The 22,144-nt window shown below is 44.4% G+C and carries 16 protein-coding genes and 1 tRNA gene; 8 read left to right on the forward strand and 9 right to left on the reverse strand.

The features are described 5' to 3' along the window. The first annotated feature begins 626 nt into the window (after positions 1-626). From ACTJKG_RS19195 to ACTJKG_RS19205, 3 genes are all read left to right on the forward strand, one after another. Positions 627-3,770 (forward strand): SusC/RagA family TonB-linked outer membrane protein, encoded by a 3,144-nt coding sequence (locus ACTJKG_RS19195; protein WP_440740162.1) that lies wholly within the window; start codon positions 627-629, stop codon positions 3,768-3,770. 28 nt (positions 3,771-3,798) lie between these two features. Beyond that, positions 3,799-5,301 (forward strand): RagB/SusD family nutrient uptake outer membrane protein, encoded by a 1,503-nt coding sequence (locus ACTJKG_RS19200; RefSeq protein WP_172337142.1) that lies wholly within the window; start codon positions 3,799-3,801, stop codon positions 5,299-5,301. Positions 5,302-5,536: 235 nt separating this feature from the next. Then, positions 5,537-6,991 carry an alpha-L-fucosidase gene (locus ACTJKG_RS19205; protein WP_440740163.1) on the forward strand — a complete coding sequence of 485 codons (1,455 nt, stop codon included), beginning with the start codon at positions 5,537-5,539 and terminating at the stop codon, positions 6,989-6,991. A 203-nt stretch (positions 6,992-7,194) separates the two neighbouring features. On the opposite strand, the gene ACTJKG_RS19210 is transcribed toward ACTJKG_RS19205, so the two are convergent. The 3 genes from ACTJKG_RS19210 to ACTJKG_RS19220 form a co-directional block, all read right to left on the reverse strand. Continuing rightward, complete coding sequence (locus tag ACTJKG_RS19210) at positions 7,195-9,117, reverse strand: ABC-F family ATP-binding cassette domain-containing protein (protein ID WP_172337140.1); 1,923 nt, start codon at positions 9,115-9,117, stop codon at positions 7,195-7,197. Positions 9,118-9,290: 173 nt separating this feature from the next. Further along, positions 9,291-10,055, reverse strand: a complete 765-nt coding sequence (gene map, locus ACTJKG_RS19215) for a type I methionyl aminopeptidase (RefSeq protein ID WP_172337139.1) — start codon at positions 10,053-10,055, stop codon at positions 9,291-9,293. A gap of 380 nt (positions 10,056-10,435) precedes the next feature. Further along, on the reverse strand, positions 10,436-11,221 hold the full coding sequence (locus tag ACTJKG_RS19220; protein WP_172337138.1) for an SGNH/GDSL hydrolase family protein: 786 nt from the start codon (positions 11,219-11,221) through the stop codon (positions 10,436-10,438). A 302-nt stretch (positions 11,222-11,523) separates the two neighbouring features. Between ACTJKG_RS19220 and ACTJKG_RS19225 the strand changes: the two genes are divergently transcribed. Further along, positions 11,524-12,564, forward strand: a complete 1,041-nt coding sequence (locus ACTJKG_RS19225; protein WP_172338143.1) for a quinone-dependent dihydroorotate dehydrogenase — start codon at positions 11,524-11,526, stop codon at positions 12,562-12,564. 200 nt (positions 12,565-12,764) lie between these two features. Here ACTJKG_RS19225 and ACTJKG_RS19230 read toward each other — a convergent pair whose 3' ends face one another. From ACTJKG_RS19230 to ACTJKG_RS19240, 3 genes are all read right to left on the reverse strand, one after another. Next, the gene (locus ACTJKG_RS19230) at positions 12,765-12,941 is read right to left on the reverse strand and encodes a spore protein (RefSeq protein WP_166090535.1); all 177 of its coding nucleotides are present in this window, start codon (positions 12,939-12,941) and stop codon (positions 12,765-12,767) included. A 32-nt stretch (positions 12,942-12,973) separates the two neighbouring features. Beyond that, positions 12,974-13,044, reverse strand: a tRNA-Cys gene (locus tag ACTJKG_RS19235). A gap of 50 nt (positions 13,045-13,094) precedes the next feature. Beyond that, positions 13,095-13,844 carry a TrmH family RNA methyltransferase gene (locus ACTJKG_RS19240; protein WP_172338142.1) on the reverse strand — a complete coding sequence of 250 codons (750 nt, stop codon included), beginning with the start codon at positions 13,842-13,844 and terminating at the stop codon, positions 13,095-13,097. Between ACTJKG_RS19240 and tamL the strand changes: the two genes are divergently transcribed. Beyond that, positions 13,835-16,210, forward strand: a complete 2,376-nt coding sequence (gene tamL / locus ACTJKG_RS19245; protein ID WP_440740164.1) for a translocation and assembly module lipoprotein TamL — start codon at positions 13,835-13,837, stop codon at positions 16,208-16,210. The genes ACTJKG_RS19240 and tamL overlap by 10 nt on opposite strands. Positions 16,211-16,325: 115 nt before the next feature. Here the strand turns inward: tamL and ACTJKG_RS19250 are convergent, their stop codons facing one another. Next, on the reverse strand, positions 16,326-16,859 hold the full coding sequence (locus ACTJKG_RS19250; RefSeq protein WP_172338140.1) for a hypothetical protein: 534 nt from the start codon (positions 16,857-16,859) through the stop codon (positions 16,326-16,328). Between the two features lie 301 nt (positions 16,860-17,160). Between ACTJKG_RS19250 and ACTJKG_RS19255 the strand changes: the two genes are divergently transcribed. Next, positions 17,161-17,526 carry a hypothetical protein gene (locus tag ACTJKG_RS19255; RefSeq protein WP_172338139.1) on the forward strand — a complete coding sequence of 122 codons (366 nt, stop codon included), beginning with the start codon at positions 17,161-17,163 and terminating at the stop codon, positions 17,524-17,526. Between the two features lie 87 nt (positions 17,527-17,613). Here ACTJKG_RS19255 and ACTJKG_RS19260 read toward each other — a convergent pair whose 3' ends face one another. Next, positions 17,614-18,018 (reverse strand): hypothetical protein, encoded by a 405-nt coding sequence (locus ACTJKG_RS19260; protein ID WP_440740165.1) that lies wholly within the window; start codon positions 18,016-18,018, stop codon positions 17,614-17,616. Positions 18,019-18,154: 136 nt separating this feature from the next. On the opposite strand from ACTJKG_RS19260, the gene purU reads away from it, so the two are divergent. Both purU and ACTJKG_RS19270 read left to right on the forward strand, forming a co-directional pair. Next, positions 18,155-18,979: a formyltetrahydrofolate deformylase gene (purU, locus tag ACTJKG_RS19265; RefSeq protein ID WP_440740166.1), complete on the forward strand. Its 825-nt coding sequence runs from the start codon at positions 18,155-18,157 to the stop codon at positions 18,977-18,979. 179 nt (positions 18,980-19,158) lie between these two features. Next, the gene (locus ACTJKG_RS19270) at positions 19,159-20,037 is read left to right on the forward strand and encodes an endonuclease/exonuclease/phosphatase family protein (protein WP_440740167.1); all 879 of its coding nucleotides are present in this window, start codon (positions 19,159-19,161) and stop codon (positions 20,035-20,037) included. 42 nt (positions 20,038-20,079) lie between these two features. Here ACTJKG_RS19270 and ACTJKG_RS19275 read toward each other — a convergent pair whose 3' ends face one another. After that, entirely contained in the window at positions 20,080-21,534 is a 1,455-nt protein-coding gene (locus ACTJKG_RS19275) for a glycoside hydrolase family 30 protein (protein ID WP_440740168.1), read from the reverse strand. Between the last annotated feature and the right edge of the window lie 610 nt (positions 21,535-22,144).

The raw sequence follows: 22,144 nt of genomic DNA on the forward strand, positions 1-22,144 counted from the left end.
TCCGTTCACCTTTACCGCAAGGGGGTAATAACTGTATAAAATACATTTAATTGTATATTTATCTCATTGATTATTTGCATGTTAAGATAACATAATAGATTGCTCATTTCGGTTACTAATAGCCGTGATCTGTATTATAGTTTTATAACATTAAAAAATAAGTGGCAATATCTATACACATTGACTGCTTAAACCAATTAACCTGTAACCAACTAAATTTTCCTGCAATGAAAAAAATTTACAAATTCTCCCCTCGTGGCCATGCTTTGCCAAAAAAAATTAGTCCTATTGAAGAGCCTGTATTGATGACGCTAACCAGCCTGAGTCTGAAAATTTAATCGCACTTATTTTTTACAGTGAACGGGCAGTTACGACTGTCCATTGATCATTCAATCCGGTTAATCTGTAGCTAATTAAATTTCCTGCTATGAAACAAGTTTTACCCCTGCCTTGTAATGGCCGCGCTTTGCCCAAAAAAATTGCCGATGGTGTACGCTGGCTACATTTATGGGCATATGGCTAAACGCTGATGGCCCGCATACCTCCAATTTAAACGCCTTGTGAGTAGTTCTGTCTGCATGTCGGCTGCTCCTGTTCATTAACCTGTAAACCAAAAATTTCCTGCTATGAAATTAATTTTTCCCCTGTCTTCCAGAGGTCCGGCTCTGGGCCTCAAGATCATGTATGTTGTATTGGCTGTATTGATGGCCATCACCACACCGCTAAACGCTAAAAGCTTACGAATCCTGCATTACTCATCCATTCTGCCCATTGATGTAAAGGGCAAAGTTGTGGATGAGAATGGCCTTGGTGTACCCGGAGCTACTATTAAAGTAAAAAATGTTGACAAAGCCGCGATAACCGATACAGAAGGCAACTTCAGCCTGAAAGGGCTTCCCGATGATGCCGTCCTGGTGGTTTCCTACGTGGGCTATATTACGCAGGAAGTAAACAGCGCTTCCGGCAATATGCTGATCAAACTGGTACCGCAATCAAAAAAATTAGATGAGGTTGTGGTGATCGGCTACGGCTCTGTTAAAAAATCGGACTTAACGGGCTCTGTGGGCACGGTAAAAGCTGAAACACTACAGGAGCGCCCGGTATCATCTTTAAACCAGGGCCTGTCTGGCCGTGTATCCGGTGTTAATGTGTCATCCAATTCTGGCCGGCCCGGTGCCCGGTCTAATATCCGCATCCGTGGCTCCAGTTCATTGAGCGTTTCCAATAACCCATTATATGTAATAGACGGGGTGATCCTGAACCCGGTTGATCTGCGTAACGGAAGTACGCCGATAGATTACCTTAACCCCAATGATATCGCCTCTATCGAAGTATTAAAAGATGCTTCGTCTACCGCTATTTACGGCGCGCGCGGCGCCAATGGGGTGATCCTGGTAACCACCAAACGCGGAACTTCGGGCGGCGGTAAAATCACTTATGATCCTGATTTTAGTATTGGTGTGTTGCCTAAAAAACTGGCCGTACTCAACTCCAAAGAGTTTTTGGCTGTTGAGGACCTGGCTTATGCCAACGCTCAAAAATATGATCCCGTTGGCTGGGCCACCGGTACAAAATATACCAATCCTAAAACCAAACGCACCAATCCTAAATTGTTTGATGCCAGTGGCAACCCCTTATATGATACCGACTGGCAGGAAGAATCATTTCAAAAGGCCTTTACGCAAAACCATCAGCTGGGTATTACCGATGGTGATGAAAAAAGAAACCTCGGCGCTTTTTTAAACTACCGTAACCAGGCAGGTTTGGCACGGGGTTCATGGCAAAAAAGATTTGCCGGTCGTTTTGTGTTTGACAGCCAGGTAAAAAGCTGGATAAAAATTGGCGGTACGCTGAGCTATACCAACCAGGACGATAAACAAGTTGATCAGTTGGATGGCGGTGGTATTACCATGATGCGCCAGGTAATAGAAGAATTGCCTATCATCCCGGTAAGATATGCCGACGGCAGCTGGGCCAGCAACCGCGATTACCCGGGAATGGAGGGTGGTGATAACCCTTTAAGGATAGCTGCCGACAGGATCTCTCTTTTACATACCCAAACCTTGCTTGGCGACATGTCGGCCAATATTCACCTTGCCCCGGGATTGGATTTTAAATCTACCGTTGGTGTAAATATTATTAACCAGCGGGAGGATTATTCTGCTGTAAAGGGGATGCAATATATTTCGGATAATGGCGATGCTTCTGTAAACAATAACCGCTACAATTCATGGCAGTTTGAAAACTACCTCACTTATAATAAAAAGTTTGCCAAAATACACGCGGTAACTGCTATGGGTGGTGTATCCTGGCAGCATGTGGACAGGTTTGAAGACCAGGCAACCACACAGGGTTTTACCGATCCTTATTTCCAATTCAATAACCTGGGCGCGGGATCAAGTCCGCAGGCGCCTTATTCCAACGCGCAGGCGTATGGGCTAAACTCGTATTTTGGGCGTATCAATTATAGTTTTCGCGATAAATATTTAGTCACCTTTACCGGCCGTTACGATGGCTCCTCCAAATTTGGGGCCGATAACCAGTTCGCTTTCTTTCCTTCGGCGGCTCTGGCCTGGCGGGTAATGGAGGAGGACTTTATGAAGAATATCCCGGCTATTTCTAATTTGAAACTGCGGGCCAGTTACGGCGCTACCGGTAACTCCGAAATTCCGGCATACCGGGCTTTGGCGGGCCTGGGTAACTATAACGTTATTTTTAATGGCGAACGCAATATTGGCGTAGGCACCAACCGGGTAGCCAACTCAACGCTGCAATGGGAAAAAACCAAACAGCTTGATTTTGGGATGGAGCTGGGCCTGTTCAACAACAGGTTGAACCTGGAACTTGATCTGTATCGCCGCAAGGTAGATGGTATGTTGCTGGATGCCCCGCTGCCATTTTCCAGCGGTTACGGTAGTGTTTACTCCAACGTGGGCAGTATGGAAAACAAGGGTATCGAATTTACCCTAAACTCTACCAATATCAAAACCGGGGATTTTACCTGGAGCACCACCTTCAATATCTCGGTTAATAAAAACAAAGTGCTGGCCCTGGCCAATGGCAATGCCGATATATTATCGGGCAATGGTATCATCAGGGTTGGCCAACCTGTGGGTTCGTTCTTTGGCCGGGTTAGTTTAGGAACCTGGGGAACTGCCGAAGCCGCTGAAGCCAAAAAATACGGTATGTTGCCCGGCGATATCAAGTATAAAGATCTGAATAACGATGGCACGATAAACGACCTGGACCGTACCATCATCGGCAAAGGTATACCTGATGGTTTTGGTACTTTCCTCAATACCTTCCAGTATAAGGCCTGGTCGCTCACTGTCGATCTGCAATATACCTATGGTAATGATGTGCTCGACAGGAGTATCCACTCGGCCGAAGACAGGCAGGGTATCGCCAACAGTTATAAAACGGTGCTGAACGCCTGGACAGAGACTAATCAGAATACGCCTATAGCGCAGATCCGTCCTATCAATGCGTATTACACCACCAATAATGATAGTCATAAAGTAACCAACGGCTCGTTTATCCGCGGGCGCAATTTGCTGCTGGCTTATACTTTTCCGTCAAAAACTATTTCGAAATTAAAACTGAGCCGCTTAAGGATCTATGGTTCGGTGCAGAATTTCTTTGTGGCCACCAAGTATAAAGGCTACGATCCGGAAGTTTCCAATTCCAGCGCGCCTTTTGACCAGGGCTTAACCCTGTATGATTATCCAAAGCCAAGGGTATTCCTGGTTGGGTTGAACATCGGATTATAATTTATCGCAAATATTTAAGAGAAAAAACATGAAAACTATCATAAGAAAATACGGCTTACTGGCATTAGCAGTCGCTACGTTGGGAGCCACCGGTTGTAAGAAATTTTTAAATGAAACCGACAGGAGTAATTTTACCATCGACAATTATTTTACTAAGCCCGAGCATGCCCGCAGTTCGGTAAATGCTATATATGCCAGCTTGCGCGACCCGATGAGCAGCGGTTTTGGCGGCGGTGCCTGGACAATGACAGAGTTTGCCACAGGACAGGCTGCTACCGATTTGGGACAGGCTGTGGACAGCTACTTTGTAAAAGACCTGCGCAATACCGCCGATAACGCCTATGGCCTGAGTTACTGGCAAAACTATTATAAGGGGATAGGTAATGCTAACTTATCCATAGCCAAAATTCCGGGGATAGCGATGGACGCTGCAGAGTCGAAAAGGCTGTTGGGCGAAGCACGTTTTTTGCGGGCCTGGTATTATTTTACGCTGGTACAGCTGTTTGGTAATATCCCGCTGATCACCGAGCCTGTTGATCTGCAATCGCCGCAATTACGCCCCAAACAGGCATCCGCAGAAGATGTTTATAAAGTGATCGTTGACGATCTGAAAACTGCTGAAGCATCCGGCTTACCATGGACTGATGCCAGCGGCAAGGTAACTTTGGGCGCAGTAAAATCGTTACTGGCCAAAGTATACCTGACTATGGCTGGTTTCCCCCTGCAAAAAGGCGCGGAATATTACGACCTGGCATCCAAAAAAGCCGAAGAGGTGCTGGATTCCAAACAATTTAAATTGTTTACCACTTATGGTGATTTGCATAACCCGGCGAAGAAAAATGTGGATGAGAATATTTTTATGATCCAGTATAAAACACAGATCATCCCCGGCAACTGGCAGGAGTTGATCATCCCTTATAATAAAAACATCTCGGCCTACTCCAGCGAAACTGGGGGGATTTATGCTACCGGTGCCTTTGTACAATCCTACGATCCAGCTGATTTAAGGGCGAAAGAAGGTCAGTTTTTCTTTACCAAATTCACCAACCAGGACGATAGAACTAAGGTGGTTGACCTGGGCGGATATTTTCTTTATAAGATATTTGACGTGGTGGCACAAACAACAACTGCCAATAGCGATTTGAACTGGTCGCTTATCCGTTATGCCGATGTGTTGCTGATTTATGCTGAAGCCTCCAACGAGGTTGGCGGGCCGACTGCCAAAGCCTACGATGCGGTTAATCAGGTAAGAACGAGAGCTACATTACCCAACCTGAGCGGCTTATCAAAAGAGCAGTTCCGCGAAGCCATTTGGCGCGAACGCTGGTACGAGCTATGTTTTGAAAACATTACCTGGTTTGATATGGCACGCCTTCGCAAAGCATTTAATGTGGATACCAAAGGTTTTGATAATTATGTAGGGCATAAGTTTTCATACGGTCCGGTTTTAACCGAAAGAGAGTTGTTATTCCCGATACCAAGCCGCGAACTGCGGAATAACCCCAACCTGGTACCAACGAAGGGATACTAATTAATTAGTGAATTATTGAGTTAGTGAATTAGTGATTGGGGGAATTGTAAGATGAGCCTTCCGAAGTTTTTAAAACTTCGGAAGGCTTTTAACAGAGGTTGTCATCCTGAACTTGTTTCAGGATCCCACAGGACAAGCGGTTATACTTAGCACGTGGGGTGCCGAAACAAGTTCGGCATGACTAAAATTTATTATTATGGATTACATTAGTTAAACCAAATCAAAAATCAACCAAATGAAAAAAACATGGATGCTGTTGCTTGCGGTTTTGAGCTTCGGTATGGCTTCGGCCCAACGGTATGAGGCCAATTGGGCCTCCTTAAACACGAGAAAAATGCCCGAGTGGTTTCACCAGGATAAGTTTGGCATATTTATTCATTGGGGGGTATATTCCGTACCGGCTTACGCGCCGGTAATTGAAAACAGCGGCATGAGCTATGCCGAATGGTATTGGAACCGCATTGAGCCCAAAACGCCTAATGAGTTTACCGCTTTCCATAACAAAAACTATGGCTCCAATTTTTTGTATCCGCAGTTTGAACCTATGTTTAAAGCCGAAATGTTTGATCCGCAGCAATGGGCGCAGGTATTTAAAAACTCGGGCGCGCGTTATGTAGTGCTTACTTCCAAACATCATGAGGGCTATTGTTTATGGAATAGCCCGGAAGCGGACCGTGATTGGGGGCATCCCTGGAACGCGGTAACAGGTACCCCCAAACGCGATTTGCTGGGCGACCTGACCAATGCCGTGAGACAGGAGGGATTGAAAATGGGTTATTATTATTCACTATATGAATGGTACAATCCGCTATGGCTAAAAGATAAAAAACGGTTTGTTACGGAGCACATGTTCCCGCAGTTTAAAGACCTGGTAACGAAATATAAACCTTCCATTATTTTTTCGGATGGTGAATGGGACCTGACCGATTCGGAATGGCATAGCCCGGAGTTGTTAGCCTGGTTGTTTAACGACTCGCCGGTGGCCAAAGAAGTGGTGGTGGACGACCGCTGGGGAAGTAATACCCGCGAAAAAAATACAGGCGCCACCTACACCACATCGGAGTATGGAGCAGGAAAAGATGCCAATGTGATCTGGGAGGAGAACCAGGGGATAGGGCATTCCTACGGCTATAACCGCAACGAGCAACTGGGCGATTATAAAAGCGGGCACAACCTTATTTTAATGCTGGCCGATATTGTATCGCGCGGCGGAAATTTGCTGCTGGATATTGGTCCCACGGCCGATGGGCGCATCCCCGTAATTATGCAGCAGCGCCTTACCGAAATAGGTAACTGGCTAAAAATAAACGGCGAGGCCATTTATGAAACAAAGGCCTATAAACAACCCTACCAGTGGAGCACGGGTATCAAGCGTGAAAAAAGCGGCAAAAACTACATGGCCGGCTTTAGTATTGCCCAACTGGTAAAACCCCAAAGAGATACTGCCTATGTAGAGGCCTTTTTTACCAAAAAAGATAAAGACCTGTACTGCATACTGCCTGCCTATACACCACAATTTAAGCTGCGTGCCTTTCATGCCGGCGCAAATACAGTGGCTACTGTTTTAGGAAGCAGCAAAGCGCTAAAATTCAAAAATGTGGGCAGCGACTGTATTATTGATCTGTCGGCATTAAAGCCGGGGGAGGTGTCTGCCGAATTATTGGTGATTAAGCTTAAGCAGGGGTTGTAGCGGTGAGCTTGAAATGATGTAAAAAAAGAGCTCCGAAGTTTTTAAACTTCGGAGCTCTTTAGAAAGGAAAGGCTTGTCAGTCTGAGCTTGTCGAAGACTCGCGCGCAGAGCCTGCACACCATGGTTCGACGGAACTCACCATAACACCATTTATTCGTTAATGTGCAAATCAAAAAGTTCCCCCTTCAGGGGGCTAGGGGGCTCTATGCCTCCAACTCCATGATCTGTTCGGCCAAGTCTTCCCATTTTTGCTGAACCTGTTTGAGTTCTGCCTGTTTTTGGGTGTAGCTGGCGTTGGTATCTTTTAGCTTGTTGCTGTCGGTATAAATTTTATCGTCGGCAAGCTGGGCTTCCAGTTGCTTTACAACTTTCTCCAGTTCAGAGATCTGCTCTTCCATTTTGGCCAGGTCCTGGTTCAGTTTTTTAAGCTGTTGGAATTTGTTTTCGCCTTGGGGCTGTTTAGTCGGCTCCGGTTTCTTCTCTTCCTTTTTAGGCTGAGGTGCAGGGATATCCGTTTTTGGTTCCAGCTTGCGTTTAGCCGCCCATTCATCATACTCGGCATAAGTACCCGGGTAGATCTTGATCTTCTGATCTTCGATAAACCAGATCTTGTTGGCCACGTTATCCAGGAAATACCTGTCGTGCGATACCACGATAAACGTACCCTCATATTGTTCCAGCGCCTGGATCAGGATGTTTACTGATTGCATGTCCAGGTGGTTGGTAGGCTCATCCAGTACCAGGAAGTTGGCATCGGCAGTAAGCGCCTTGGCCAAAGCCACGCGCGATTTTTCACCACCCGATAGTACCTTGATCTTCTTGAACACGTCATCACCCGTAAACAGGAACGAACCCAGTATGGTACGCAGCTCCGTATCGGTATGTTTTGGCGCGAAAGCCTGCAGCTCCTGCAATATCTGGTTTTCCAGGTGCAGGGACTCTAACTGGTGCTGGGCGAAGAACGTAGTAGTTACATTATGCCCGGTAGTAACCTTGCCCTGGAAATCTTTATCGGCCGAGGCGATGATCCGCAACAATGTCGATTTACCTTTACCGTTGGCACCGATCAGGGCAATTTTATCACCTTTTTCAATTACGGCTTCGCCACCATTTAAAATATCAATAGCCGGGTATTTTTTAACGATATCCTCTAAAGTTATAACATGGCGGCCCGATTGCTTGCTGAAACGGAAGGCGAAGTTAACTGTCGGGTTATCATCGTCCACATCATCGATACGCTCCATCTTGTCGAGCATTTTGATACGCGACTGTGCCATTTTTGCTTTAGATGCCTTGGCCCGGAAACGCTCGATCAAACGCTCTTCCTGTTTTATTTTTGATTGCTGGTTTTTGAACTCACCGCGCTGAATTTCTTCGCGCAGGGCTTTCTCTTCCAGGTAAAAGGTATAGTTGCCCGCATAAACGGTCAGTTTTCCTTTGCGCGATTCCACCGTGCGGTTGATCACTTTATCCAGGAACCATCTATCGTGCGATACGATGATGATAGCGCCGTTAAATGCTTTCAGATAGTCTTCCAGCCATTGGATAGATGGTAAGTCAAGGTGGTTGGTGGGCTCATCCAGCAACAGGATATCGGGAGCTTGTAATAAAATTTTGGCCAGCATTACCCGCATACGCCATCCACCCGAAAAGGTGTTGAGCTTACGTGCGCAATCGCTGTCGCTAAAACCCAAACCGGCTAAAATTTCGCGGGCTTTGTATTCAATGTTATAACCATCAAGCAATTCAAACTCATGTTGTTTGTCGCTCAGCTTGTGTAAAAGATCTTCGGTATAATCGGTTTCCAGCTTTTTAAGCAGGTTCTCGATCTCATCATGCAGTTGGTTCTGACGCTCAAAAGCCTCCATAGCCACATGCACAATAGTTTTATCGGATGAGTATGACAGCAAATCCTGGTTAAGGTAACCCATGGTAAGGTCCTTAGCCATTGATATGGTGCCCGATGTAGGTTTATAGTCGCCTACAATAATTTTTAAAAGGGTAGTTTTCCCCGTTCCATTGGCACCTATTAAACCAATTTTTTCACCGGGTTTTATATGCCAGTTGGCTTCATCGTAAAGGGCCCGCGCACCAATCTCAAACGTAAGGTTATTTATAGCAATCATTTGCGCGCAAAGGTACGAAATTAAGCTTAAGGCTGAAAGCCTAAGGCCAAAAGCTTACTTGTTAATTACCAAAGCTTTAAGCTTTGTGATTAGAGCTTAAAGCCGAAGGCTAAAAGCATAAAGCTTATTAAAACTAAGCAGGGCTTTAAGCTTTCCGCTTTGAGCCTTCTGCTCTAATCCCAAATGCCGTTCTGTGCGGTAAATATTACCGGTTCGCCACCGGTTACCATAATGGTATGTTCATGCTGTGCCACAAAGCCGCCTTTATTGCCGGTTAGCGTCCAACCGTCGGCTTGGGTATCGGCAATGGTTGAACGTGTGGAAATGAATGTCTCTATGGCTACCACCGAATTCTTTTTGAAACGGACCGCGTTATATCTGTCGGCGTAGTTGGCTATTTCATGGGGTTCTTCGTGCAAACTCCTACCTACGCCATGCCCAGTCAGGTTTTTTATTACCGTGTAGCCTGCTTTTTTAGCTTCCGTCTCGATCAATCGGCCTATCTCCGATATCCGGACACCACCTTTAATGTTGCTGATGGCCTTTTTCAATATCTCTTTGGATGCTGCTACCAGTTTGCCATGGCCGTGGATATCCTCGCCCAATACAAACGAGCCACCATTATCGGCCCAATAGCCGTTTAACTCTGCCGATACATCAATGTTTACCAGGTCGCCTTCTTTCAGGATCTTATCGGCTGAAGGTATGCCGTGCGCTGCCTCTTCGTTAACGCTAATACAGGTATAACCAGGGAAATTATAGGTTAAAAAAGGTGCGGAACGCGCACCCATCTGTGCCAGTAATTCGCCGCCGTACTCGTCAAGTTCTTTTGTTGAAATGCCCGGTTGGGCAAAGTCACGCATCTTTCTGAGCGTAATGGCAACAGCATCACTTACCTGCTGCATCCCAATTCTTTCGTCTTCGGTAGTTATCGACATGGTTAACGTATTTATCTGTGACAAAATTAGTAATTAATACACTTATCAACGTTTACCTAACGTCAGTTTATGATTGCTCATCCATCTCCATTTTAAATTAACCCACAAAATAGAAAGCGTACTGAAAAGAGTTCGGTAAGCAAGTTTGTGATTAGGAGACTCCGTTGGAGTCGGGAATTTCCTCAAATTTTTCTATAAACAGGTGGTCTCTCTGAGGTCGAATCTCATGCGAGGTATACTATTATATGATAAACCATTTGCCGGCCCCAAGGGGGCCACGTGTTTATAGTCCCAAAGTGTGAATTAATAGGCTCCGTAGGTGCCTCCTATTGGAATTCAGGTTGATATTTTATGGGGTAACTTAAACTATCACTCACCGCTCAGGCTCCTACTGCTTTAAGCCATGTTTGGGCCATCAGGGCTTCGCCGGGTACAGCGGGGTGTACGCCGTCCATGCTCCAATAAGGTGCGGGGGCTATCTCCAACGCTTTATCAAACGCTGCCTGGTAGGGTACAAAAACAGTCCCGAACTCGGTAGCGATATCGCGTGCGGCCTTGCGGAACAGATCAAACGTAGGATACCACTTATCATCAACAGCGCGTACGCCCTTGGTGGCAAATGGTTCGCAGATCACCAGTTTAACATCGGGTAAGGTTTGTTTAGTAAGGGTAAGCAGTTTTTTATAATCGGTGATGTACGTATCAATAGTGCCGGTATAACCGCCGGTGAGTGTGTGCCAAAAATCATTTACGCCGATGTGGATACTCAGAATATTGGGTTTCAGGTCAAGGCAATCGCTGGTCCAGCGTTCGGCCAGCTGATAAACTTTATTGCCGCTGATGCCTTTGTTGTATATTTTCAGATCCTTGCCGGCATGATCAATCAATAGTTTTGAAGCGGTAATGAGGGTATAACCCGAGCCCAGGGAACTGGTGGTATTGGGTTCAGTTTTTTTATGATCGCGGCCCCAGTCGGTAATGGAATCGCCCTGAAATAAGATCACATCACCGTTATTGAATTTTAATTTAGGCGCGCTTTTTTCGGTAGCCAGCGCTGCCGATACAATTTGAGGGATACCCACCGCGGCCATACTGCCAACGGCTGTGGTTTTCAAAAAATTACGACGTCCCTGTTTAAAGGTGTCTCTTAGTTCTTTTCTGGTCATTGAGGTTGTTTTAGGGATAACTGATTTTTCGAAAATACAGATTTGTGGTGTGTTTTTAAATAAAAGTTGCAGTACCTGCATGGCGTCGAATGACTCACCCGGGCAAGTATACCCCACGCGTCATTGCGAGCATAGCGTGGCAATCCCCTACCTAAAGAGCGGACCTGCTTATCGGGAATTGCCACGTCGTTCCTCCTCGCAAAAACGCAGCGATGGCTGGGTGAGTCAACTCATCGTCGCCCAAATCAAAAAATCCTAAAATTCTGGTTTACACACCTAAAGGAATGTGTTAACTTCGCGGCATGTATTTTTTATTAAAACCCATCCTGTTTCTGTTCGATCCCGAAAAAGTACATTATTTTGTAACCCGTAACTTAAAACGCTTCAACCGTTTTCCGGGTGGCGCTGCCTTGAGCAGAGCTATTTGGGATGTGAACAATCCGCGACTGGAAAAAGAGGTATTTGGTCTTAAGTTTAAAAACCCGGTAGGACTTGCAGCCGGTTTTGATAAAAATGCCGAACTCATGGGCGAAATGGCCAACATCGGTTTTGGCTTTGTGGAGATAGGCACTGTTACCCCCCTGCCGCAACCCGGCAACCCTAAAACACGGATGTTCCGCTTGCCGGCAGATGGTGCGCTCATCAACCGCATGGGTTTTAATAATTTTGGTGTCGATGTAGCCGCCGAGCGCATAGCCACTTTCCGCAGAAATGCTAAGGGTGCTCAAAAGGGACTTATCATCGGTGGTAACATCGGTAAAAACAAGGTTACGCCTAATGAGGAAGCTGTTAACGATTATATCAAATGCTTTGACCGTCTGTTTGATGTGGTTGATTATTTTGTGGTGAATGTAAGTTCGCCCAATACACCGGGCCTGCGCGAATTGCAGGAAAAAGAACCGCTGATGCATCTGCTGAATACACTGCAGCAACGCAATTCAAAAAATGGTATCAGCAGGCCTATACTGCTAAAAATAGCACCGGATCTGACCGACTCTCAGTTGGATGATATTGTGGATATTGTACAGCAAACCGGTATAGCGGGTATTATCGCTACCAATACTACTATCAGTCGTGAAAATTTAACTGCTGCCGAAAGTTTAAAAAATGAAGCGGGTGGCCTGAGTGGCAAACCTTTAACCAAACGCTCTACCGAGGTGATCCGTTACTTGCACCAAAAGTCAAACGGCTCGTTCCCTATTATTGGGGTAGGCGGCATACATTCTGCTGATGATGCTATCGAAAAACTACAGGCCGGCGCATCGCTGGTGCAGCTGTATACCGGCTTTATTTATGAAGGGCCTGGATTGATAGGGCGGATCAATAAAAAGTTATTGTCTTGAATCTGAATTGATAGAATGAGGATGTCTGAATCAGGATTTTCAGAATTAAAGAATTCTCAGAATTTTTTCCATTACTCAATTATGTTAATTCAAAAATTCTGAAAATCCTGATTCAGACATAAAAAAACCTCTTGTTTCTGAAACAAGAGGTTTTTACAAGATCTTTTCAAGCACCGTTAAGCGCTTAAAAACAGAAAAAATTATTTCGCGGCAGCAGCTTTTGCTAAAACTTCGTTGTTTTTAGCTATCTGGCTGTGTTTTGACTCAGCAGAACGGCTTCCGTACTCCAGGTTGGTAGCCAGTTTCAAAAACTGAACTTCTAAACGTGAAGTAGTTTTGTTTTTTCTATCTTTTCTTTTTAAACGAGTAACGCCCATGGTGTTGTATTTTAAATTTTTTTAAACCCTTGAGGTCGGGAGCGGATTCGAACCGCTGTAAAAGGTTTTGCAGACCTCTGCCTAGCCACTCGGCCACCCGACCATTTTTTAAGGACTGCAAAAATAGTAATTTATTTTTTGGAAAGCCAACATTTATTTCATTGAATTTCTTTTTATTTCAGAACAGAGTATCGCCGTAGCTATCGCCACGTTTAATGATTCGGCATTTCCGGCCCTGGGAATGGTTACGGCGGTGGTTATCAACTGTTCAATGGCGGCGCTGATACCATTGCCTTCATTACCCATCACCAGCAGGCCTTCGGCGCCAAAATGAGTATTGTACATGTTTTGCCCATTTAGCATGGCACCAAATATAGGTAGTTTGATCTGCGGCAGCATATTTAAAAGATCGGCATAATGTACATTAACGCGCGCCAGGGAACCCATGGTAGCCTGCACTACTTTGGGGTTGTATACATCAACGGTATCTTCAGAACAGATAATATCCTGTATGCCAAACCAATCGGCCGTGCGGATAATGGTGCCCATATTGCCCGGGTCCTGCACGCTATCCAGTACCAGCGAAAATTTTTTTTCGAGCGCTTTATAATTTAATACCGCCCATATTGGTATCTTGACCAAACCAATTACCTCTTGCGGTGTTTTCAGTGTGCTGATTTTTTGGAGTTCATTTAATGAAATTTCCTGAAAGTTTATTTTTCGGGATAAATTCAGCAATTTTGGAGCAATTGCAGGGGTATGGTAAACGGTATCAACCTGGTAGGCAGAGTTTATAAATTCCGTAACCGATTTGTAACCCTCAACCATAAATAAACCATGTTCCCTGCGAAACTTTTTATGTTGTAAGGATGATAATAAACTGATTTGTGATTTTGAAAGCATATATAAACCCTGCTGTTTTCCGCCTTACAATATTAAGTATTTTGCTGCTCATTATTGGGTCGGGCTGTAGCAGTACCCGTGGTTTAAAAAAAAACCAGGTAATAGTGCGCAAAATCACCATTAAAGGTATTGATAAGGAATTTGCCGAAGCGGCTGTAAATTATGTAGATAAGGAGCAGCAGCCCAATAACTGGCTCGACCTTCAATTTTATTACACCTTTAACAAAAACGGCAAACGTAATTTTGGCACAGCACCCTCCATCCTGGATAGTAACCTGGTGGAGTTTTCGCGTTTTCAGATAGAAAGATATATCCAGAACCGTGGCTATTTGAAAGCCAAGGTAACGGATAGCATTGTTGTTAAAAAACAAAAGGCCGAGCTGGTTTTTACCGCGCAGGAGGGCCCTATGTTCCGGATACGGAAGGTATCAGATAGTATTGCCGATAGAAACATTAAAAATTTATTCGACGCCAACCGTGTTAAGATATCCCACATTTCGCCGGGGGCACGTTTTGATACCGATAGCCTGGCCCATGACCGGGATGAGATATACTCGCTGATGAAGCGGAATGGTTACTTTGATTTTTACAGGCAGTATGTGAGTTTTGATTACGACTCCACCTTTAATAATAGCGTGGTTGATGTTAAAATGATCATTGATAACCCGGCAGGTAAAAAGGAGCACCCAGTTTACACCCTCAATAATACGCTGGTTACCATTTCGCGCAGTAGCGGCCGCACAACAGGTAAGGCCGACACCTTGCAGGTTGATTCGCAATTCAGGTTTGTTGACTTCTCGGGCCGTTTTAAGCCGAGGGTAGTAAAGGATTATGATTTTCTTCGGAAGGGGGAGCTTTATAATATAGATAAGCAAACATTAACCACTACCAGGCTTTCGGAATTAAATGTTTTCCGTAATGTGCCCAATCCCACTTATTCAAAATTGGCCGATAGCTCCAACCGGCTCAATACGCAGATAGATATTGTGCCGCTCAAAAAAATGTCAGACCGTGTGGAGGGCGAGATCCTGTTTAGCGGCGGGCGTTTTGGTTATAACATAGGTAACACCTTCACCAACCGTAATGTGTTTAAACAGGCTGCTATATTACAGGTAAAATTAAACTGGAGTATTTTATTTGATAATGGGCATAGCATCCAAAACCAGGAGCTGAGGGCAGGGGTTAACCTGATCTATCCCCGTATTTTAACACCGTTTGATTTTCCATTGTTGGGTAAATTTGGTGTACCGCATACAACATTCTCCAGTAACTATTCATTGTTTTATCAAAAAGGCCTGGTAAGGCGCGAGAGTTTTATCAACTCAATTACCTATGATTTTTTTGAAACCGGGCGTAAACAACATACCATTACACCTATCAGTGTCGAATTTTCACGGGGTATACTTGATCCCGCAGCCAGAGATACTTTGATCAGCCAAAACAGGCTTTCGTATGTGCGGCTAATTGGTCGTACTACATTTACCACGGGTAGCCAGTATACTTTTCAGTATAACGCTCTTGAACTAAACTCTTATAAGAATTTTACCTATTTCCGCGGTAGTTTAGATATTGGGGGTAATTTTCTGAGCCTGGCAAGCAGCGTGTTTAATACCTCAAGAGATGCGGATAATGAGCGTAAAGTATTTGGCTATACTTTTTCGCAATATGCCAAAACCGAACTGGACTTGCGTATTTATAAAACGCTGGGTGGGGAACGGCAATTTATATTCCGTATAAATCCGGGTATTGGTATCCCTTACGGTAACAGTGATCAATTGATATTTGAAAAAAACTTTTATACCGGTGGCGCTAATGATATAAGGGCGTGGCTGCCACGTACCTTAGGTCCGGGACAGTTTAACCGTGGTACCTTTTATGGCGATAATTATAATACCCGCGCAGGTTTAAAATATCTTGATCAGTTTGGAGAAATAAAAATAATTGGCAATGCCGAATACCGGTATACCATAGCCAATAACTTTTGGGGAGCCAAATTAAAGGGAGCGGTATTTATGGATGCCGGCAACGTATGGCGTTTAGGCAAAAAGGCCGAAAATCCGGATGGTGAGTTCCGGTTTAATAATTTGCTGCAATCCACCGCGGTAGGTGTAGGTACAGGTTTACGGTTCGACCTCGGCTTCTTTATCTTCAGGCTCGACGCGGCATTTAAATTTAAAGATCCACAGTTTAACGGCTCCGATCAGTGGGTACTCATCAAACACTTTGGTGAATTATTTAGTGATGGCCCGTTTAAGAAGGCTTATCTCCAAAACAATGCCACCAGCAAAGATGCCAGTGGAAAAGTTACGGCAGGCGACAGCTACAACTTTATGCAGCTGAATTTTGGTATCGGGCTACCGTTTTAATTATTGAATTATTGAATTATTGAATTATTGAATTATTGAATTATTGAATTAGGCTAATTGCTGAATTAATGATTTATTGATTTTCCAGGTTTTCAACTTTCGGCTTTCAGCTTATCTAAAAAATTCCCTTCAGGCCATCAATAATACTTTCAAAAAAGGTGGGCATACTCAGGCCGTTGTGATAGTTGAAATACAGAAATATGCAGAATATCACCACCGCTATAATAATAAACCGCTTAAACATATAGGCCAGCAGTACCAGCGCCAGCGGAATGGCTACCAGTAATATCCAACTGATATGGAAGGGGCTTAGTTTACTATCATGTTTGTAAATGTAATACAGGATGGCATGTGTACCACTGTCGTTCATGTGTTTGGCATATAAAAAGGCAGAGCGATCAAGCTTGTGGCGATAAAAGGCGGTTCCCTTTTCAAATTTGAGCTGTTCCTGGAAACCGTTCATCACAAAGGTGAATACCCCGTTTACATCTTCCTGTATCACACCGGCGGTATCGGTGGCAACTACGGCAACCTCGTCAACAGCAAAAGGGTTTTCTTTTACAACAAAGTGATTTATGGCGATGGATTTTGCAAAGCCAAAGCTATGAGCCGCCGTAATAAGGCATAGTAAAAGGAATAGTTTTTTCATTTTTTTAATTGGCCGGTTTATTCCCGGATAAAAATGTACGCAATAAAAATAGTGTTTTAAAGCGGTTGGTTCAAGAAAATATATGCCTGCATTTAATGGTCGGGTAAAAGTTACACGGACAGTAAAACTATAACAGGCTTTAGGGTATTTTGTTGAATTTGTAGGGCTAGTATATCTAAGTGAAACTTTTCGGGCGCGGGCAGTAGTCATTTAATAATTTACAATGCCGTTATGCAGGCTTCATCACTAAAACATTAAAATGTATTAGTTTAGCCGCCAGTGCAAATAGCACTCCATAAAAATGATCAAAGCATATAAATTATATACCGGGGCCGATGGCAACTCACATGTGCAAACAGGCAGCGTAGCCGAAGCTCAATTTAACGAAGCTTTATCTGTGCGTTTCCAGGAGTCGCCGCCGCATTCATTTTTCGACTGGCACAATGCCCCAACCAATCAATACGTGATCACCTTATTGGGTACATTGGAATTTGAGACTCGTACCGGCGAAACGTTTATATTAAAACCAGGCGAAATACTGATAGCCACCGATACCACCGGCACAGCCCATAAATGGCGCCTGATCAACGATGAGCCCTGGCGCCGCGTTTATGTAACGTTTGAACAGGAAAACCAGGTGAATTTTATACCCGATGTTGAGTCGTAAGTCCGAAGTCCTGAGTCTAAAGTCAGGAAAGCGAAGGTTTTTGATTTACGACCTCGAACTCAAAACTTCGGACTAACGACTTAAAAACTATTTTATCCGCACATAAATACTGCCGTAACCATCGGCTATGTCTATATCGTGTAAGTACAGCGTATCATTCCTGATCAGCAGGGATTGGTCGAACCCATTGCCTCCTGTTTTCAGTACATCGATAGGTTGCGGGTTAGATTTGATGTTCCTCACGATAGAAAATTTACCCTGCGCGGCTACCGTATCTTTTCTGTAAAAACGGAAGGTACTATCGTCATTAAACTGATAACGTTGGGTAAAACCGGAGCTTTGGGGTGTTATGGTAAAGCCACCGATACCACCTACTGATTTAACCCATCGCCATTGCCCCATAACAGATGTTGACGCCGGGAGTTTGCCCTTATTACAAGCGCTCGCGCTGCATAAGATCAGCGCTGTGATCATTAAAAGAAATTGTTTCATAATGTAAGGTTTATATCATGTAATTACGGAGATGGCCGCCCGAACGATACATGACGCTGATTTAAACTACATAATTGTTTGTATAAATGATACCTGTTTGTAAATTACGGGCAAATTCTTTTTGTACCCTGATATCATGATTATTGTTATTCAATGTAAAGACCAGGTTGGTTTGGTAGGTTCCATAGCTACTATACTGGCCAAACATCAGCTCAATATAGTTTCCATGCGCGAACATGTGGATAAAGCCGAAGATGTTTTCTTTGTGCGCCTGGAAGTGGAGGAGGGCGATACCAGCGGATTGGAGGATACATTGAAAGACGTGTTACCTGCCGGTGCTATTATATCGGTAAATCCTACGCCGCATAAAAAAATAGTGGTGATGGTAACCAAAGAGTATCATTGCCTGGCCGATATCCTAATCCGCAATTATTTTAACACGCTGGGTGCAACGGTGCAATGCGTAATAGGTAATCACGCTACCCTGCAAAATATTTGCGAACGCTTTGATATGCCTTTTTACCACCTGTCGCATGAGCAGTACGGCCGTGAAGAGCTGGAGCAGCAAATGGCCGATGTGATACAGCAATACAATCCGGATTATATTGTGCTGGCCAAGTTTATGCGTATCCTGTCGCCTGCATTTGTAGCCCGGTTCCCGATGCGGATCATTAATATCCATCACTCATTTTTACCGGCGTTTATCGGGGCCAATCCTTATAAGCAGGCTTTTGAACGTGGGGTGAAACTGATTGGTGCGACAGCCCATTTCGTATCCAACGAGCTGGACGAAGGTCCTATCATCGCCCAGCAGATCATCCCGGTAAATCACTCGTTTACGGCGGCTACCATGGTAAAAGCCGGCCAGGAAATTGAAACTGCCGTATTAGCCAATGCACTTAAACTGGTTATTGAAGACCGTGTTTTTGTTTACGGGAATAAAACCGTTGTTTTTGGGTAGGGAAAACGAATAAAAAATAGGGTGTCATGATGGGCCCCGTCGAACCATGGTGGGCAGGGCGTCTTCGACAAGCTCAGACTGACAGGCCTTTTTACAGTTTAGTAATTTATTTCGTTAATTAACGCTTGTTTAATACACAGGCCTTATTTTCGCCGCCTGTTCATATTTATCAAATCATCATGAAAAAACTCTTTTTTCTTTTAATCCTGGCTATCGCTACTTGTACTGCCGGGTTTGCCCAGCAATTTACGGTAGCTACTTACAATATGCGTAATGATAATGCCAGTAATGACGATTCTGTACGCGGCAACGGGTGGAAACAACGCTTGCCCGTGATTATAAAGCTTATCCAGTTTCATGACTTTGATATATTTGGTACACAGGAATGCCTTATCCATCAACTACAGGGCCTTAAGGCCAGTATGCCTAATTATGCCTACACTGGTATAGGCCGCGATGACGGTAAAACCGAAGGCGAGTTCTCGGCCATTTTTTATAAAACCACCAAATTTAAGCTGCTAACCCATGGCGATTTTTGGCTGGCTCCCATTACCGATAAGCCCAACAAAGGCTGGGACGCCGCCTTGCCGCGGATTTGCTCATGGGGATCTTTCCAGGAGATCAAAACGGGCTATAAATTCTATTACTTTAACCTGCATATGGATCATATTGGTGTGGTGGCCCGCAGGGAAAGCGCTAAACTGGTTTTAACCAAAATCAAAGCTATCGCAGGCAAAGCCCCGGTTATATTTTCGGGCGATTTTAATGTCGATCAAACTTCTGACAGCTATGCGGTGATCAATACATCGGGCACTTTAAAAGATGCTTATGAGTTATCACCCATTAAATATGCCGAGAATGGTACTTTCAATAATTTTAACGCCAATACCAAAACTACCTCACGCATCGACCATATATTTTTAACTAAAGATTTTACGGTAAAAAGGTACGGGATACTGACCGACAGCTATCGTGGAAAAGCAAAGGAGGGAGATAAATACGAGGCCAAACTGCCGTCTGACCATTTCCCGGTAATGATAGTGGTGGATCATAAATGACCCACCACACCAGAGATATAGTTGATATAGTATAAGACTCCTTTATTCTACAATAAGCGTAGCGATGGAGTGAGGCAGGCTGGTTGTTTTAGCGGCCTTGCCTTTTATCCATAAGTTGTATTCAATTTTTTCGTCGGTTTTGTTCATCACCACCACGGCCAGTTTTCCATCGGTGTTGAGGTAAGCGGTGGTTAACAGTTTATCCCTGCTGGCTACCGCGCTTACGCGTTTGGCACCCGGGCGGATAAATTTTGAGAAGTGCCCCAGGTAATAGTATGAGCTGGTATAGATGAGGTTGCCGGTTTGCGTATCGGCATGTACCGGTGCAAAGCAAAAGTTACCTACGTGGTTTGGTCCGCCTTTTTCATCAAGCAGGATGTTCCAGTCGGTCCAGGCTACAGTGCCGGCATTAAAATCGTTGATCATGGACAGGCCGTATCTTTCGCCCATTGCCCAGTCATTAATTTTGGCAAAATCATACTTTTCGATGCAGCCCTCTGTAAAGATCAGGTTTTTATCGGGGAATGATTCATGTACGCGGCGGGTACTTTCAAATTGCTGACCCGCTCCTGTCCAGGTTTCATACCAGTGGAAACCTACACCCCAGATGTATTTGGCAGCCTCAGGATCTTCCAGTATGGTGCTGGCGCGTTGGTAAAGTAAATCGCGGTTATGATCCCATACAATCAGTTTCTTTTCGGCCAGGCCTTGTTTGTGCAAAGTTGGACCCAGGAAGTTCTTTACAAAATCGCGCTCCTCTTCGGCGGTGAACATGCACGACTCCCATTTTTGTTTGGCCATAGGCTCGTTTTGTACCGAAAGGCCCCATACCGGGATACCTTCTTTTTCATAGGCTTTGATAAATTTCACAAAGAAATTGGCCCAGCTTTGGTCAAACTCAGGTTTTAATTTACCGCCGTGCAGTACATCATTATTATCTTTCATAAAAGCCGGTGGGCTCCATGGCGAAACAAACAGGTTTAGCTTGCCGCCTGCCGCCGCTATAGCCGCTTTAATAAAAGGGATGCGGTAGGTTTTGTCATGACTGATATCGAAAGTTTTCAGATCAGCATCACCCTCTTTTACGTAGCTGTAACTATCACTTGAGAAATCGCAGCTTTGGATATTGGTGCGGGCCAGTGTGTAACCAATGCCTTTGTCTTTATCGTAATAGGCAGTTAAAAACTCTTTTTGCTTATCCTTTGGCAGCTTGGCGAATACCTCGGCCGATGCATCGGTTAAAGCAGCGCCTACGCCCATCATGGTTTGGAATGTTTTAGCCGGATCAACAAAAACAGCAACCTCTGTTTCGGCGGGTTGGGGTTTGTCTGTAAACTGAAGTGTTTCGGTTGGTGTAAGCTTATAGCCTGCTTCTTTTTCAGATACAATTACCTTTACCGATTTGTTGCTGACAGAAAACGGAGCCTGAGCATATACAACTCCGGTTTTTACCAGGCCGCCCGCTATAAAACAGGCAATTAAAAATTTTTTCTTCATGGATTTATAGTATAGAATGCCGGTTTGAATAACGCTGAAAATGGACGTTTCCGGCAATCCAAATTTATTAAAGTTAATGAGAATAAAGCAAGCTGAATGATATAAATAATTGATTTATAGTAACTTGGTGTGAAATTGATACGGTTTAATACCATGCTTATTTAATGGCAAAAAATCTCATAATCAGCCTGTTCCGTTTGGTGTAGCCGAGCCTGAATAAAATTTTGATGCGCTTAAATACAAAAATTTAATGGTGATTAAATAAGAAGCTTTTGATGATGTAATTGCCTATCAGTATCCGCTCCCGCGAGATTAGCGTAAGCATATCTCGTGGAGGGCATGTGGTAAGCTTCCAGCTTACGTCAGCTGAAAACTGAGGCATGCATGCCCCGGGCTTCGCGGATAGAGTGAATTTTCTCCGCGCGTCATTGCGAGGTACGAAGCAATCTCTATGCTTTACAGGGTGACTCTGCTTATCGGGGATTATCAATGTTGTGTTTGTTTTTATTGGTATTAATGAACTCCCTCCGGTCGGTTGTCTTCGTACCTCGCAATGACGCGTGTATTAAAAAGTGTAGACTGGTGAGTAGGCTCTGCATCATGCTATTGC

The organism is Mucilaginibacter sp. 22184 (assembly GCF_052045695.1).
Lineage (GTDB): Bacteria > Bacteroidota > Bacteroidia > Sphingobacteriales > Sphingobacteriaceae > Mucilaginibacter.

Coding starts and splice junctions, on each gene's coding strand:
- ACTJKG_RS19195 (WP_440740162.1), top strand. CDS start 627: ATGAAATTAATTTTTCCCCTGTCTTCCAGAGGTCCGGCTCTGGGCCTC.
- ACTJKG_RS19200 (WP_172337142.1), top strand. CDS start 3,799: ATGAAAACTATCATAAGAAAATACGGCTTACTGGCATTAGCAGTCGCT.
- ACTJKG_RS19205 (WP_440740163.1), top strand. CDS start 5,537: ATGAAAAAAACATGGATGCTGTTGCTTGCGGTTTTGAGCTTCGGTATG.
- ACTJKG_RS19210 (WP_172337140.1), bottom strand. CDS start 9,117: ATGATTGCTATAAATAACCTTACGTTTGAGATTGGTGCGCGGGCCCTT.
- map (WP_172337139.1), bottom strand. CDS start 10,055: ATGTCGATAACTACCGAAGACGAAAGAATTGGGATGCAGCAGGTAAGT.
- ACTJKG_RS19220 (WP_172337138.1), bottom strand. CDS start 11,221: ATGACCAGAAAAGAACTAAGAGACACCTTTAAACAGGGACGTCGTAAT.
- ACTJKG_RS19225 (WP_172338143.1), top strand. CDS start 11,524: ATGTATTTTTTATTAAAACCCATCCTGTTTCTGTTCGATCCCGAAAAA.
- ACTJKG_RS19230 (WP_166090535.1), bottom strand. CDS start 12,941: ATGGGCGTTACTCGTTTAAAAAGAAAAGATAGAAAAAACAAAACTACT.
- ACTJKG_RS19240 (WP_172338142.1), bottom strand. CDS start 13,844: ATGCTTTCAAAATCACAAATCAGTTTATTATCATCCTTACAACATAAA.
- ACTJKG_RS19250 (WP_172338140.1), bottom strand. CDS start 16,859: ATGAAAAAACTATTCCTTTTACTATGCCTTATTACGGCGGCTCATAGC.
- ACTJKG_RS19255 (WP_172338139.1), top strand. CDS start 17,161: ATGATCAAAGCATATAAATTATATACCGGGGCCGATGGCAACTCACAT.
- ACTJKG_RS19260 (WP_440740165.1), bottom strand. CDS start 18,018: ATGAAACAATTTCTTTTAATGATCACAGCGCTGATCTTATGCAGCGCG.
- purU (WP_440740166.1), top strand. CDS start 18,155: ATGATTATTGTTATTCAATGTAAAGACCAGGTTGGTTTGGTAGGTTCC.
- ACTJKG_RS19270 (WP_440740167.1), top strand. CDS start 19,159: ATGAAAAAACTCTTTTTTCTTTTAATCCTGGCTATCGCTACTTGTACT.
- ACTJKG_RS19275 (WP_440740168.1), bottom strand. CDS start 21,534: ATGAAGAAAAAATTTTTAATTGCCTGTTTTATAGCGGGCGGCCTGGTA.